This is a genomic window from Komagataeibacter europaeus (genome assembly GCF_002173515.1).
GTDB classification, from domain to species: domain Bacteria; phylum Pseudomonadota; class Alphaproteobacteria; order Acetobacterales; family Acetobacteraceae; genus Komagataeibacter; species Komagataeibacter europaeus.
Window position 1 is genome coordinate 2,101,404 of record NZ_CP021467.1, and the last position, 14,496, is coordinate 2,115,899.

Genomic DNA, 14,496 nt, shown 5'->3' on the forward strand with positions numbered 1-14,496 from the left:
CATGACCGATCCAGCCTTCCTTTACCGACAGGCCCATACGGCGCTGGTCGATTACCGCCTGCCTGACGCGCGGGCGACGCTGCTTTCCATTTCAGAAAATGTCATCTTCCGGATCGATGCGGGCGACGGGCGACGTTATGCGCTGCGCCTGCACCGGCCCGGCTACCACAGCGCGCCCGAAATTCGCAGCGAACTGGCATGGCTTGACGCCCTGCATGCGGCAGGGCTGGAAGTTCCCCTGCCCATTCCCGCCCATGATGGCATGTCCCTGCGCACCGTGCGGTGTGATGATGGCATAATGCGCCATGCGGTCCTGTTTGCCTGGATGGATGGTACCGAGCCCACGCCGGACATTGATCCCGCAGCGTTTGACCGGCTGGGCCGCATTACCGCGCGCCTGCATGACCACAGCCGACACTGGACACGCCCCGACGGGTTTATCCGCAAGGTCTGGACACCCGACACCATGATCGGTCCCCACGCCCTGTGGGGACGATGGGACACGGTACCGGGCATGACCGAACCGGCGCGCAGCCTGATTGCAGACTGCGTGCGCCAGGTTGATGCGCAACTGGCCGGCTACGGCAGGCAATCCCACCGATTCGGGCTGATCCATGCCGACCTGCGGCTGGCCAATCTGCTGGTCAGTGGCAGGCAGACACGCCTGATCGACTTTGATGACTGCGGCATAAGCTGGTTCATGCAGGATCTTGCAGCGGCCCTGAGTTTCCATGAAGACCACCCGCATGTGTCCCGCTGGGTCGACCACTGGCTGCGCGGCTACAGCACGACAGGCACCGTCACGCAGGCGGACCTGGACATCCTGCCCGCCCTGGTCATCCAGCGCCGCATCCAGTTGCTGGCATGGACCGGCACACATCACGATACGCGGCAGGTCCGCAGCCTTGGCCCCGACTGGGCCGATCGCACGCTGGGGTTATGCCATGCGTGGACACGGGGGAAACTGCTGCACGATATCGGCTGAAACTGGCAGGAACGGTAGGATAATTAGATATTTTTTTAATTCATCTTTGCGAGGAATGCGCCCACATTACTTTTTGGAAACTTTTGTAATGCTGAGGACAGAATGCCGTTGGTTGCATGAGATCAATTAAATGTGACTTACAGAATCGCATTTGCGGCGTGGTATGTCTTTTATGCCTCATTCCTGACATGTATGGACGTTAGGTAATGTGTCGTTCGGTTAACAACCCGATTCACCGGAGCCCGTCCCGTCCTTGGCACATAACGGAAAAACAGCAATGACCCCTGCAGTTGACACGATCACTCCGTCCCCGGCAGCTTCCCCTGTCGTCGCCGCCGGGCTGTCCGTAGCCACCGATGAAATCCCGACCCGGTCGCAGACCACGCGCATGATCTATTCCCGTCACCGCCGTGCCCTGCGGGATTATGCCCGCACGCTGAATATCCCGACCGACAACACCTGATCCCCTGCGCCGTGTGGTCAGTTGAGCGCACAACCAGCGTACCGGCCACGATAAAAATCAAACTTTGATATTATTTTGTGCTGTTGCCGCCGATCTTGCCTGAAGGGCCTTCAGGGCATGACGGGTCGGTTCAGTCAGGTCAGCAGGTAACGCATCCAGTGCATACCACCGCGGACCTTCATGCTTGTCCGGCTCCATAAGGGTCGGCACACCCTGCCATGATGTGACCAGATACACGGGCGAAATCCAGTGATACCCCGCATCGGCGTCCATCTGCTCCACCAGGCATAACAGGTCACTGGCCTGAACGGTGATACCCAGTTCCTCCGCGATTTCACGCTCCGCCGCGTAGGCCGTGGTTTCATAGGGATCAACCTTGCCACCGGGCAGGCCCCAGCATCCCGCCTCTGGCTGTTTCAGGCGTCGCAGCAGCAGGATACGGCCCTTTTCATCTATGATGGCTGCCCCACATCCCACGCGTGGGCCGGTTATTGCTGTCATATTTTTACGTCTTCCTATTTTAAGAAACTTCTTCAAAACAACCGGTTGATAATAAAATAATAAAAGTTTTTGGATGCTGCCTTTTTCAAAAAGACGGCGCCCTTTGAAGCTTTTTGCAAAAAGCTTCACCAAAAACTTCTTAATGATCTGCCGACTTTTAAAACAGCCTCTGAAAAATGCATCCCATACGACAAGGGGGCACCCGAAGGCACCCCCATATCATCCCGATACGGTCATTACGGCCGTTGGTAATCAACGCGCGGCAGGCGGCCGGGCGTTGGCGGTTGCAACGCGGCGGCCCCACGAAATCAGGTCGCTGGTGCAGTCGTCACGATCGATCACGCATTCGATCAGCGTCGGCCCTTCCTTGTTCGCGACGGCCGCGGCAATGGCTTTTTCCATTTCTGCGCCGGTGGTGGCGCGGAAACCCTTGCCGTGGCCATCTTCCGCATTGAACACGTTCATGAGCCCGGCATAATCCCAGTTCTTGATGTTGTTGTACGGACCATCATGGATCTGGACTTCGATGGTGTAGCCACGGTTGTTGACCAGGAAAATGATCACCGGTAGCTTCAGCCTTACCATCTGGGCCACTTCCTGCGCCGTCAGCTGGAACGACCCATCACCAATCATGGCAATGATCCGGCGTTCCGGTGCGGCCACGGCATAACCGAAGGTGGCGGGCACGGACCAGCCGATATGGCCCCACTGCATTTCCAGTTCCACGCGCGCGCCGCGCGGCAGCTTCATCTGCATGGCGTTGAACCAGGAATCCCCGGTCTCGGCGATGACCGACGTGTCAGATGTCAGCAGGCCCTGGATCTGGCGGGCCATTTCGGCGCGTACCAGCGGCGCCTTGGGATCGGCCGCAACCACCGGCGCTTCCGGAGACTTGATGCGGCGGTATTCAACCAGCGTCGCATCCTTTTTCGGCTGGCCCTTCAGCCGTTCGATCAGGCCCTCGATCACGTCACGCAGGTGCACGCCGTCAAACGCCTTGCCCCCGACCGCGATATGCCGTCCGTCCATCAGCGCCACGTTGTCGCCTTTGGGCCACGCGGTCCAGCCAACGGTGGAATAATCATTGAACACCGGCGTCAGGCACAGCACGCCATCCGCCCAGTCAAAGATCTGCTGTGCGCCCGGGCTGCTGACATCCCCCCAGTATGTCCCGGCATAGGCCGGATGGTCCTCGGGGAAGAAGCTTTTGGCCGCCGCCATGGAGGTCACGGCGCAACCCAGCGTATCGGCCAGACGGATGGCCGCGTCCTCGCAGCCTGCGGCGCGCAGGCGGCTGCCCACCAGCATGATCGGCTTCTTGCGCGCGGCAATGAAGCTGGCCAGTTCGTCAATCGCCAGTTTCAGCGTTTCCGGATCGGATGGCGCATCCGCCAGAATCGCGCCAACCGGACCGGGACGCGGGCACGGCATGGGGGCGACGTTACACGCGATTTCGATATAGGCCGGTTTCTTTTCACGCAGCGCAGTGCGGATGGCATGGTCGATCAGTACCGGCGCATCCTCGGCCGAAGTGATCGAGACCGCTGCACAGGTCAGGCGCCTGGCGATTTCAAGCTGATAGCCGTAATCCGGCGTACCAATGGTATGGTGCAGGATATGCCCGCTGCCATGATCGTTGGAATTGGGTGCACCCGAAATCAGGATGACCGGCAGGTTTTCGGCATATGCGCCGCCAATGGCGTTCAGCGCTGACAACGCACCCACGCTGAAGGTGACGACAGCAGCACCCGCCCCGTTCGCACGGGCATAGCCTTCCGCGCTGAAACCGCAGTTCAGTTCATTACAACAATAAACCTGCCGCAGGCCGTCAATTTCAAGAAGCTGGTCAAGCAGGACAAGATTATAGTCGCCTGCGACCGCGAAATGATCCTTGAGCCCGATCTGCGCCAGACGTTCACCAAGGTAATGGCCAACTGTATACGTCATTATTTCGACTTTCCTTCCCTTGTGTGGGGGCGCGGAAGACCGCGCCCTTTCCCCATCTGGGGGGAACCACATGGATGGCCCGCAACCGGGCCATCATGCCGAAAGGACAGCAGGGGCCGCATGCGCGGCCAGTATTCACCCTACACTTTCGGCAACCCAGTTCCGGCGCTTGGTGGCCTGACCAATGCCCGGATTGAAACAGTTGCATGGATCGAGCTGGCGGTAATGCGCCAGTACGTCATCAGGCGCCGCATACAGGTGCCCGAAATTATGTTCCGCCGGGTACCGCGCGCCACGCCTGTCCAGCAGCGGCAGCATGCGGTGTTCCAGCGCCATGCAGTCATACCCTTTGTGGACCACATAGTCCTGATGCATCACGTGGCACAGGAAATGGCCGTAGTACAGCTTGACGATGATCTCGTCATTGATGTCCTTGGGCAGCACCTCGAACCAGTCCTGGTCATTACGGCGCAGGGCCACGTCCAGCGCCACGATGTTCTCGGTCGTGTCGGTATGGACGTTGCGGTAGCGCACGGCAGCGCCTGCGGCGGCAAAGCGGTGCAGGAATGCCTTTGATCCCTCATCGGGGGTGCATTCGAAGAAATCGCCCTCATGCGTCGCGAAATGGCTTTTCAGGAAATCCCGCGCTTCCTGCGCACCCGATGCACTGACCTTCAGCATCAGGTGATGTTCGAACCGGTCACGGTAGTCACGCATGCGCGCGGGCAGGTGCTGCGGGAAGAAATGGCTCATGAACTGCATGAACCGGTCGCTGAAATGCTTGGGCAGGAACCCGATCCTGTCCGCCAGGCGGTCAAACGCATTTTTCATCGCAAACAGGGCCGGCAGGCGCTTCGTGCCGATCATGCGGATGATGACAAACGTGTCCTTGCCATATTTCTCGGCAATGTTGAACGCATCACGATGCAGGTATTCGCCCGCGATCGGCAGTTCGGCAAAGGATGACAGGATGTGACGGCGCACGTCTTCGAGCACATCGGTCTGATTGGTGCCGATATAGAAGACGACGGGATCCTTTTCCGCCTCGAACGTATCAAGACGGACGGCGAACAGACCCAGCTTGCCCGCGCAGCCAGCCCCTTCGTGCAGGCGGCGCAGGTCGGCATTATAGCGGGCGGGCGTGTCGGCATTCACGTCACGCACATGCCGGGCATAATCGTCATCATGCCCGCGGCCCGCGTTCCAGTTGATGCTGGATTCAGGGAAGTTGCCTTCCTCCGCCCGCTTCAGGATTTCCTCGGGATCGCTGCCCAGTTCGATGCCGAGGTGGTTGACCAGTTGCAGCTCGCCCTTGTCCGAAACCTGCGCGAACAGCGCCATGTCGGTATAGGCCGGGCCACGGCGCACCAGCGCACCACCGGAATTGTTGCTGACACCGCCGAACACCGATGCGCCAATGCATGACGACCCGATGACCGAATGCGGTTCACGCCCGATGGGCTTGAGCATGTTTTCAAGCTGGTCCAGCGTGGCGCCAGGCAGGCACACGACCTGTTTGCCTTCGCCGATCAGGTGGATCGCGCGCATGCGCATGCTGTGCACGATCACCACGTCGCGGTCATAGGTATTGCCATCAGGCGTGGACCCGCCGGTCAGCCCGGTATTGGCCGCCTGCATGATCACGATCACGCCCGCCTTCACGCAGGCCTGCAGTACACGCCACTGTTCCACCAGCGAACCGGGCATGACCACCGCCAGCGCACGGCCCTCGCCAAAACGGAATCCCCGGCGGTACGGCAGGGTCGCCCCGTCTTCGGTCAGCACGTGGTGGTGACCCACGACCTGCTGCAGTTCCGTAATCAGTTGCGCACCCGCAGTAGATGACATGTCCTGTGCCGCTTTCAGCATTTTATTTGTTCCTCAATCCCATTGCGGAACCTGTCGGCGGCCCATGCCCGGGCCATGCCGCATTCCCAAAATGGCGTTTTATAGTCTGGCATGTTCCGTATCGGACGACGTGCGCATAAAATGCCGATGTCACATGTCCAAACAGAACGGCCCGCCCGCCGGTCAGGGCGTGGCGGGCCGTTTTCGTCACGCATGCGGCCGTTTTACGCGGCTGCCGAAGTTTCACCCAGTGTCGCCAGCGGCTTCATCAGCAGGTGATTCTGGGAATAGTCAACCGGCACCGAAATCACGACCGGACCCTCGATTTCCATGGCTTCGCGCATTGCGCCGGCAATCCCGTCGGCGGACTGCACCGAAATGCCGTGCGCGCCACAGGAACGGGCGAACATGGCGAAGTCGATCGGCCCGAATTCCACGCCGGAACCACGACCATACTTCTTCTTTTCCTGCATCTCGACCATGTTGTAGGCCTGATCGACCCAGACCATGTGGATCAGGTTGCACCTCAGCCGCACTGCCGTTTCCAGTTCCATGCACGACATCATGAAGCCGCCGTCACCGGAAATGGAGATCACCTTCTGCGCCGGGTTGACCAGGCTCGCGGCGATACCCCACGGCAGGCCGACACCCATGGTCTGCTGGCCATTGCTGATCAGCATCTGGCGTGCCCGGAAGGACAGCAGGTAACGCGCCAGCCAGATGTGGAAGGTGCCCATGTCAAGGCACATCGTGACATCAGGCGTCACGAACGGCTCAAGTTCGCGCACGATCTGCAGCGGATGCACCGCCGTGTTGGAGGTGCTGCGCGCGCCCGACAGGGCGGCCAGACGGGTCGCGTGGTACTGCGACAGGATTTCTTCCAGCTGCGGCGCGCGCGGCAGCTTGCCCGCCTGCGCTGCAAGGGCACGCACGGACGCGGCGATATCCCCCACCAGTTCAACCGCCGGGTCGTAATGCGTGTCCAGTTCGGCGGCGACCACGTCGATATGAACGATCTTGCGACCGTTATCGACATTCCACAGCCACGGATCATATTCGATCGGGTTGTAGCCGATCGAGATCACCAGATCCGCTTCATGCAGCAGCTGGTCGCCCGGCTGGTTGCGGAACAGGCCGACACGACCGCCAAAACGGTCCGACAGGTCTTCCGACACGGCGCCAGCGGCCTGATAGGTGCCGATAACCGGCACGCCCGTGGTCGCGACCAGCGCGCGCACGGCGTCGGCCACATCGGGGCGGCTGGCCAGCAGGCCCAGCAGGATGACGGGACGCTGCGCCTTGCGCACCAGCGCCAGCGCCTCGTTCACGGCTTCAGCCGGGGCGGCGCCCGCGGTGGGCACCTTGCGGCCCGACAGCACCTTGCCTTCGGCCGGCATGGACAGGATATCCATCGGCGTGCTGACGAATGCGGCGCCCGGGCGACCACCTTCGGCAAAGCGCAGGGCGTTGGAGATGCATTCCGACACGGCGGCGGGGGATGTGATTTCCGCGCTGTATTTCGTGATCGGCTGGAACAGGGCGACCGTGTCCATGCTCTGGTGCGTAAGCTTCAGCCGGTCGGCCAGCTTCACCGCGCCACCAATGGCCAGCACCGGGTCGCCTTCGGAGTTGGCGGTGGCCAGACCGGTCACGAAGTTGGATGCACCGGGACCGGATGTGGCGATGGCGACACCCGCCTTGCCGGTCAGGCGGCCAATGCCACCGGCGATGAAGGCGGCGTTCTGTTCGTGCCGGGTCACCACCGTTTCGATCGGGCTGTCCACCAGCGCGTCAAACAGGCGGTCCACCTTCGCGCCGGGAATGCCAAATACGTGGGTCGTGCCGTGTGCGACCAGGTTGCGCACGATCATGTCCGCCCCGCACTCAGGCGCGGCCGGTTTGTTCTTGTCAGTCATTATTTCAGATATCCTGAACGGGTAGGCGCCGCAGCCAGTGCGCGGGCGGTCAATCCAAGGGAGCGGGAGGGGAAAACCCCTCAGCCGCCTTCAGCCACGCGAATGGCTTCGTGAATGTTTTCGGGGGACAGGTTGGCGCGTGCGAACTGTTCCGTGCGGGGCAGCTGGATTTCCACATCGGAAATCACGCCGACTTCCAGCCTGCCCTTCAGCACGGCGTAATCGGTCACGTGACCGCCGCGACGTCCATCTTCCGTCAGGAAGTGCAGGTGGTAACCCGCGACGTTCACGCCCTGCATGTAGCCCGGCGTGCGGAAGCCGAGCATGGTACCGGTGGAGGCGCCAAGCTGCATGGTGGGCTGGCGCGCGACCACGTCAAGCATGGGCGGATAGGGACGGCACTGGCAGAACACGGTGCGGGTCTCGACACGTTCGAACATGCCGGTAAAGCGCACGGCGGCAAACAGGTTGGGGTTATTGACAAGCTGGTCGACAATCGCCTCGAATCCGTCCTTGTCGCGCGCGGTGTCGATCATGTATTCCTTCTCCGGGTTGAAGAAGGTGACGCATGCGAACGGGGTCTTGAGGTCGCCGGGCACGCGACCGGCCTGGCCATCGGCACGGAACTGATGGATCACGCTGTCATTGACGATCATCTCGCCATCCAGCGAATTGAAGGTACCCAGCCCGAAATTGCCGTGCATCAGCAGTTCGTCAAGCGTGGTTTCCCCGTCGTACACCGCGTCAAGCAGCGCGGCCATGGTGGATGTCTGGTACAGGCGGTTCATGCGCGGACGCACCCCGGTCGCATCCGCGGCGCTGGAGCGGGTATCGACATCGCCTACCGAATAGCATTTCAGCTTCAAGACCTGAGTCTCCTGCATCGGGTGACAGCACGCCCCTGGGCGCGGCACTTCCCGGTCATGTGTGATTGCCCGAGGATGGTGAAGCAGGCGGGTTCTTACGTCCAATATATATTCAAGGCGCTTTCCATATATAAAAAATATGGAAAGGCCGGTCCCGTCCCGCTCCGTCTGGACTGGCGTGCAGCCCCCGCGCTTGCCCAAGGCAGCGCGCGCCTGCCATTGTGGCGGTTGAAATAAGATCAGGAAGACCGGATTGATGAAACCATTCCACATGGCACTTGCCGCACTGGCCCTGGGCGGCGTTGTCGGGGGCAGCACGATCGCCCGCGCCGACGGCACGGACCCCAAGCCCCCGTATGGTCCGGGGGCCTATACCGGGGACTGGACGGCGCTGGGTCTCAAGCCCGTCACCATCAGCGCCAACAAGGCGCTTGGCCCGGCGGCCAGACTGTACCTGCGCCTGCCCGACGCATTGGGCAAGATTACCGGCCTGACCGGGCGCACCATTGAAATGAAGGTTCAGGACGACACGTCGCTGCGATCGGTTGATGACAACCCGCGCGCCGTTTTCCGCCTGACATCCCCCAACGCCGCCGACCTGCAGATGCAGGGCGCAAAACCGGGCCAGAAGCTGGACCTGCCGCTCAGCCGCGCGGATTAAGCAAAAAAATACCCCCATGCCGGTGCGGGCATGGGGGCCGTTCGATCAGTCCTGCGTGCTGGCAAGCAGGGCGCGCAGCCTGCTGCGCAGTTCGTTTTCGCGCGGGACGCTGATGGCCTCACGCAGGCGCAGCATCTGCCGGCGGGCGGCATAAAGCTGGTCCAGCAGGGACAGGACCACCGGCATCCCTTCCGTGTTGATCCCCATGTCATCGCGCAGTTCAAGGATCAGCCGGGCGCGGGCCTCGTCAATCTCGCGGAACAGGTAATGCCCGCGTCCGCCTTCGGGCCGCAGCCAGTCACTGTCGATCCAGCCCAGCACCTCGTCCTGTGGCACATTGCCGATACGCATGCACAGGGTTTCGAGCGTGATCATGCCTTGTCCTTCCCGGGCTCCTTCGCCGCATCCGTCGTGCCTTTCAGGAAGGCTTCAAGGGCGGGATCCACCTTGCCTATGGTCACGACCAGCTTGACATACAGGTTACCTGCCTCCTGCTTGCCATGCGCCTTGACCCCGCGCCCGCGCAGGCGCAGCACGCTGCCACTGTCGGAATGGGGCGGAACGTTCATCTTTACCGATCCCGCAGGCGTGGGAATGGTAATGCTGCCGCCCAGAACCGCCGTCTTCAGGTCCACCGGCAGCGACATGCGGATGTCATTGCCGTCACGCGTGTACGTGCTGTCAGGGGCGACGGTGATTGTGATCAGCGCATCGCCGGGGGGGCCACCCTGCACGCCCGGATCCCCCTTGCCACGCAGGCGCATGACCTGGCCGTCGGTAATGCCGGCGGGGATCTTCACATCCAGCTGCGCGCCACCGGGCAGGGTAATGCGCGACGTGCCGCCATTGACGGAATCGAGAAAGCTGACGGTCAGCGCGTACTGCCGGTCGCCTCCCGGCTGCGGGCCCTGCGGCCTGCGACGGAACCCGCCGCCAAACCCGGCCCCGCCACCCTGGCCGAACATGGTGCCGAAAATATCGCCCAGTTCGTCTTCCGAAAACTGGCCGCCGCCGTAATTGAAACCCTGTGGCCCTTCGGCATGATCGCGGTAGCCGCCACGGCCGCCACCAAAACCGAAACCCTTTTCCTGTCCCGCAGCATCGATTTCGCCACGGTCGAAGCGGGCGCGCTGTTCCTCGTCCGACAGCAGGGCATTGGCCGCGCCCACGGCCTTGAAGTTCTCCTCCGCCACCTTGTCGCCGGGGTTGAGGTCAGGATGGTACTTCTTGGCCAGCTTGCGATAGGCCTTGCGGATGTCATCCTGGCTTGCCGTGCGGGCGACGCCGAGTACTTCGTATGGATCCTTGCTCACTTAAAAATCATCCCTCCGTCGGAACATGCCAGCCCGGCCTGTGCCACGCCCGTTATCGTCCCGAACATCATGAATACGACCTTGCGGTCCCTCTTACCTCGATAATGGGAATTGGGGGGGGCAGGGTCAATGAAATCAGGGGGAAATCTTTATTTCCTGCATGGCAGGCAGAAGAAAATAACAAAACGGAGACTTCGAAATAACATTTTTTGTATTTTTAATTAAAAGGAAAATGAAGTATTTGCAGATAACAATAGAAATATAAAAAAGACTCCCTGCAGATGCATGCCGTTTTCATCACCCTTGCATTACTCACCGTCACCGGGATCAGCAGCCTGATTTCACGCGTGGGGCGCATTCCCGTGCCGCTGCCCCTGATCCAGATCGGGGTGGGGGCCATTGCCGCCCTGGCGGGGCTGAATATCGGCTTTGACCCCGACATGTTCCTGCTGCTGTTCATCCCGCCGCTGCTGTATGCCGATGCCTACCGCATGCCGATGCGCGAATTTGGTGAACTGCGGAACATCATCATCATGATGGCGCTGGGACTGGTGGTGTTTACCACGCTGGCCTGTGGTTACTTCATCCACTGGCTGATCCCGCCCATCATGCTGCCTGCGGCCTTCGCGCTTGCCGCCGTCATGTCCCCCACCGACGCGGTATCGGTCGGCAGCATGATCGAGGGCGGCCGGGCGCCAGCACGCGTGGTGCATATCCTGCATGGGGAGGCGCTGCTGAACGACGCATCCGGGCTGGTATGCTTCAAATTCGCCGTGGCGGCGGCCATGACCGGGCTGTTTTCCTTCCAGCAGGCGCTGGGCAGCTTCATCTTCATGTCCACCGGCGGCATCCTAATCGGCATTGCCTGCGCATGGGCCGCCTGCCGGGCGGAACACCTGCTGCTGGTGCGCGGGTATGACGACCCGCCCACCCATATCACGCTGGCCATGATGCTGCCGTTCGGCATTTACCTGATTGCCGATGCGCTGCAGTGCTCGGGCATACTGGCCGCCGTGGCGGGGGGCATGACCGTCAAGTTCACCGGCGTAATGAACGAGGCCCGGACCGAGACGCGCCTGAAGGCCACCACGGTGTGGGACATGGTGAACTTCACGTTCAATGCCGTGATCTTCCTGCTGCTGGGACTGCAGTTGCCCGACCTGGTCAACGGGGGGGCCGCGATCGCGCGCGCGGGCGGCGTGTCGCCGTGGTTCCTGATCTTGGCCATCGGTGGAATCCAGCTCATGATGAGCCTGATCCGCTTTGCATGGATCTGGATTTCCATTTCCGCGCGACGGCTTTTCGCCCATTTCCGCCATCGCAAGACCGTCATCCCGTCCATACGCACCGTGCTGCTGATGACGGTGGCGGGCACGCGCGGGGCCATTACGCTGGCGGCCGTGCTGTCGCTGCCGGTGGCGTCCCTGTCGGGGCCGGGCTTTCCGGGGCGTGACCTGCTGGTGACGCTGGCGGCGGGCGTCATCATCTGTTCGCTCCTGCTGGCCAGCCTTGCCATCCCGCCGCTGCTGCATGGCATGAACACGGATGAGGAAGACCCCACCCTGCATGAACTGGACATGATGCGCATCGAACTGGCGCAGACCGCTCTCGAGACCCTGCATGCCGAACAGGCGGCGCTGGCGCAGCAGGAAGTCGAGGAACTGCCCGACCACAAGGAATCGGTGGATCTGAAACAGGAGGCCATCGGCCGCCTGCTGCATGAATATCAGGACACCATACACAGGCTGGACAATTCCCGCGCGGCGGAAGCCAGCATCCGCGCCACGGCCATACGGGAAAAACGTGCCGAACTGGCGCTGCGCTTCCGTATCATCCGGCACATGCGCGAACGCCTGCACATGCGCGTGGTCCAGAAGCACATCAATGACGAAACCGAATGGACCATCAACCAGGAACTGGATTTCATTGAACAGGAACTCCAGATCGAGGCGCGCTCCCTGCCCCGCCCCGACAGCCTGCCCCATGCGGAACCCGAAACCGCAATACAGCCCACAGGTGAATGCATGGCCGGGGCCGTGACCCACTGACACAGGCGGCCCGCGTCCCTATACCCACGACACAACCGTGCATGACCTTTCAGGAGAGCCTGCCATGCCCCCCCTGCGCACCCTGTTTGCGGGACTATGCCTTGCCACGATCCTGGCGCCCGGCGCCGAGGCCCGTTCGCACCATTTCAGCATGCCGCAGCGCCATATCCATGCGAATTCGCCTTATGGCCAGATCAGGGGCTACGTTGCTGCCGAGGATGAGCATGATCCCCACTACACCGCCGCGGAGCAGAAATGTGAGACCAAGGCTGCGATGGGTGTCATTTCAAAAGGTGCGACAGGCAACTCCACGGCCAAGGCTGGCGGCAACCATGTCCACTTTTACGCCGAATGCATGGTGTCCGAAGGCGCATGGCGCACCCGTTATGGCTCAAATACCGGCGACAAGTTCGATGACTGAATGGTGTGGCGGATAGGCCGGGCGACCCGCAACACCTGCCCGTCTCCGCCTCATTACCAACCGCGCCGCGACACCGCCCCCCTTCCACCGGGGCGGCCCACCTCGTATGGAATAGGCACGCCGCCTGCAATGGAGTGCCGATATTGCGCAAGTTAGCCCCCCTTCTTTCCCTGGCCTGCCTTGCCGCCTGTGCCCATGATCCGGGCCCGCGTGCCCGGCGCGCGACCACGCCGGTCGCGCAATACGCCACCGGGGCCGGGCCACTGGCGGTCAATACCCACGTGCCGGATTTCGCCACGCGCAATTATGAACCCTTTACCCGGCAGGACGTGGTGGCCATCGCCCTGCGTGAATGGCGGCTGTTTGGGCAGCCGGTCAGTGATGATGATCCCCTGCTGCGCCCGGAACCGACCACGCCGGTGGTCAAGCCCGAACGCACGCCCGGCCTGTGGCAGCGCGTGGGCGAATACTGGTGGATTGGCCAGGACCCGCAGGAAACCGAGATCGCATGGGATGGCAAGCATGACGCGGACGGCCACATAACCGATTTCGTGCATGATGGCCGCTTCGCCTGGTCGGCGGCGTTCATTTCCTATGTCATGCGGGTGGCGGGGGCGAATGACCGCTTTGCCTATTCCCCCAACCACGCCACCTATATCAACGCTGCGGCAAGCGGGCAGGAAAAGGGCGTCAGGGCGCGCAATCCCGCCCGTTATGCGCCCAGGCTGGGGGACCTGATCTGTGTGGGGCGCGGGGCCAGCAAGTCGGTGCGCTTTCGTGACCTGCCCACCAGACAGGGCTTTCCCGCCCATTGCGGCATCGTGGTGGCGGGGCCGCACGACGATGCACCTTTCGGCCATGAGATCAGCATCATCGGCGGTAACATAGACGATGCGGTCGCCCTGACCCACGTTCCGGTGGGACGTGATGGCCGACTGGCCGACGGCAAGGGCGGCAGCATCGATCCCCGCTATCCATGGTGCGTCGTGCTGCAGGTCCGCTATGACGCCGATAGCGAACCGCAGGCGGACCAGTAACCATCACACCCGCCGGGTGTGACGCGGACGTATGTGATCAGCCGCGTGACCACGGCAGTTCGGATGCCTGCCAGCCGGCCAGGCGACCACGGCTGCCGGTCGCGTCTTCCGGTCCTTCAAACCCGTCGGCCACGTTGTGCACATTGTGATAGCCCGCATCATACGCCGCATGCGCGGCCGCCATGCTGCGCGCGCCGGAACGGCAGATGAAATAGACCTCGTCCGTCTTGCCGATCCCCGCCTTTTCCAGCGTGGTGATGAAGTCCGGGTTGACCTGTCCCGCGGGCGGCAGCTGCCAGCTGTCACGCACCAGCGCCTTGCCAGCACCCGACAGGTCGGGCACGCCGATGTGTTCCCATTCCATGGGCGTGCGCACGTCAACAAGCCAGGCGTTGGGGCGGCCACGCACGGCCTCCCACGTGGCGGCGGGGGAAATATCGTCAATCATCGCTGTTTCCTTTCATCGGGAAAACCTGTTTAGGGATATGCC

At 61.9% G+C, this 14,496-nt stretch carries 14 protein-coding genes; 6 read left to right on the forward strand and 8 right to left on the reverse strand.

What is annotated here, in order from left to right; translation table 11 throughout:
* Position 1 precedes the first annotated feature (1 nt).
* Both S101446_RS09680 and S101446_RS09685 read left to right on the forward strand, forming a co-directional pair.
* Positions 2-985 (forward strand): phosphotransferase enzyme family protein, encoded by a 984-nt coding sequence (locus tag S101446_RS09680; protein ID WP_087608254.1) that lies wholly within the window; start codon positions 2-4, stop codon positions 983-985.
* Between the two features lie 277 nt (positions 986-1,262).
* Complete coding sequence (locus tag S101446_RS09685; protein WP_019085056.1) at positions 1,263-1,448, forward strand: hypothetical protein; 186 nt, start codon at positions 1,263-1,265, stop codon at positions 1,446-1,448.
* 57 nt (positions 1,449-1,505) lie between these two features.
* On the opposite strand, the gene S101446_RS09690 is transcribed toward S101446_RS09685, so the two are convergent.
* The 5 genes from S101446_RS09690 to budA form a co-directional block, all read right to left on the reverse strand.
* A complete protein-coding gene (locus S101446_RS09690) occupies positions 1,506-1,949 on the reverse strand; it encodes an NUDIX hydrolase (protein WP_087608255.1) in 444 nt (147 codons plus the stop codon).
* Positions 1,950-2,201: 252 nt separating this feature from the next.
* A complete protein-coding gene (locus S101446_RS09695; protein ID WP_087608256.1) occupies positions 2,202-3,896 on the reverse strand; it encodes an alpha-keto acid decarboxylase family protein in 1,695 nt (564 codons plus the stop codon).
* Between the two features lie 135 nt (positions 3,897-4,031).
* Positions 4,032-5,765, reverse strand: coding sequence for a D-lactate dehydrogenase (dld, locus tag S101446_RS09700; protein WP_010509051.1), 1,734 nt, complete (start codon positions 5,763-5,765; stop codon positions 4,032-4,034).
* Between the two features lie 203 nt (positions 5,766-5,968).
* A complete protein-coding gene (gene alsS, locus S101446_RS09705; RefSeq protein WP_087608257.1) occupies positions 5,969-7,660 on the reverse strand; it encodes an acetolactate synthase AlsS in 1,692 nt (563 codons plus the stop codon).
* 80 nt (positions 7,661-7,740) lie between these two features.
* A complete protein-coding gene (budA, locus tag S101446_RS09710) occupies positions 7,741-8,544 on the reverse strand; it encodes an acetolactate decarboxylase (protein WP_026018484.1) in 804 nt (267 codons plus the stop codon).
* 238 nt (positions 8,545-8,782) lie between these two features.
* Between budA and S101446_RS09715 the strand changes: the two genes are divergently transcribed.
* A complete protein-coding gene (locus S101446_RS09715) occupies positions 8,783-9,187 on the forward strand; it encodes a hypothetical protein (RefSeq protein WP_010509046.1) in 405 nt (134 codons plus the stop codon).
* Positions 9,188-9,232: 45 nt separating this feature from the next.
* On the opposite strand, the gene S101446_RS09720 is transcribed toward S101446_RS09715, so the two are convergent.
* The gene (locus S101446_RS09720) at positions 9,233-9,562 is read right to left on the reverse strand and encodes a chaperone modulator CbpM (RefSeq protein ID WP_010509044.1); all 330 of its coding nucleotides are present in this window, start codon (positions 9,560-9,562) and stop codon (positions 9,233-9,235) included.
* Positions 9,559-10,500 carry a DnaJ C-terminal domain-containing protein gene (locus S101446_RS09725; RefSeq protein ID WP_048851871.1) on the reverse strand — a complete coding sequence of 314 codons (942 nt, stop codon included), beginning with the start codon at positions 10,498-10,500 and terminating at the stop codon, positions 9,559-9,561. The genes S101446_RS09720 and S101446_RS09725 overlap by 4 nt, the downstream gene beginning before the upstream one ends.
* A gap of 281 nt (positions 10,501-10,781) precedes the next feature.
* Here S101446_RS09725 and S101446_RS09730 point away from each other — a divergent pair, with 281 nt between their 5' ends.
* The 3 genes from S101446_RS09730 to S101446_RS09740 all read left to right on the forward strand — a co-directional run bounded on the left by S101446_RS09730 (position 10,782) and on the right by S101446_RS09740 (position 14,006).
* Positions 10,782-12,548 (forward strand): Na+/H+ antiporter, encoded by a 1,767-nt coding sequence (locus S101446_RS09730; RefSeq protein WP_010509038.1) that lies wholly within the window; start codon positions 10,782-10,784, stop codon positions 12,546-12,548.
* 64 nt (positions 12,549-12,612) lie between these two features.
* The gene (locus S101446_RS09735) at positions 12,613-12,969 is read left to right on the forward strand and encodes a hypothetical protein (RefSeq protein WP_087608258.1); all 357 of its coding nucleotides are present in this window, start codon (positions 12,613-12,615) and stop codon (positions 12,967-12,969) included.
* A 143-nt stretch (positions 12,970-13,112) separates the two neighbouring features.
* Positions 13,113-14,006: a DUF2272 domain-containing protein gene (locus S101446_RS09740; RefSeq protein WP_087608259.1), complete on the forward strand. Its 894-nt coding sequence runs from the start codon at positions 13,113-13,115 to the stop codon at positions 14,004-14,006.
* A gap of 37 nt (positions 14,007-14,043) precedes the next feature.
* Here the strand turns inward: S101446_RS09740 and S101446_RS09745 are convergent, their stop codons facing one another.
* Positions 14,044-14,454, reverse strand: a complete 411-nt coding sequence (locus tag S101446_RS09745; RefSeq protein WP_019085047.1) for a rhodanese-like domain-containing protein — start codon at positions 14,452-14,454, stop codon at positions 14,044-14,046.
* Positions 14,455-14,496 lie beyond the last annotated feature (42 nt).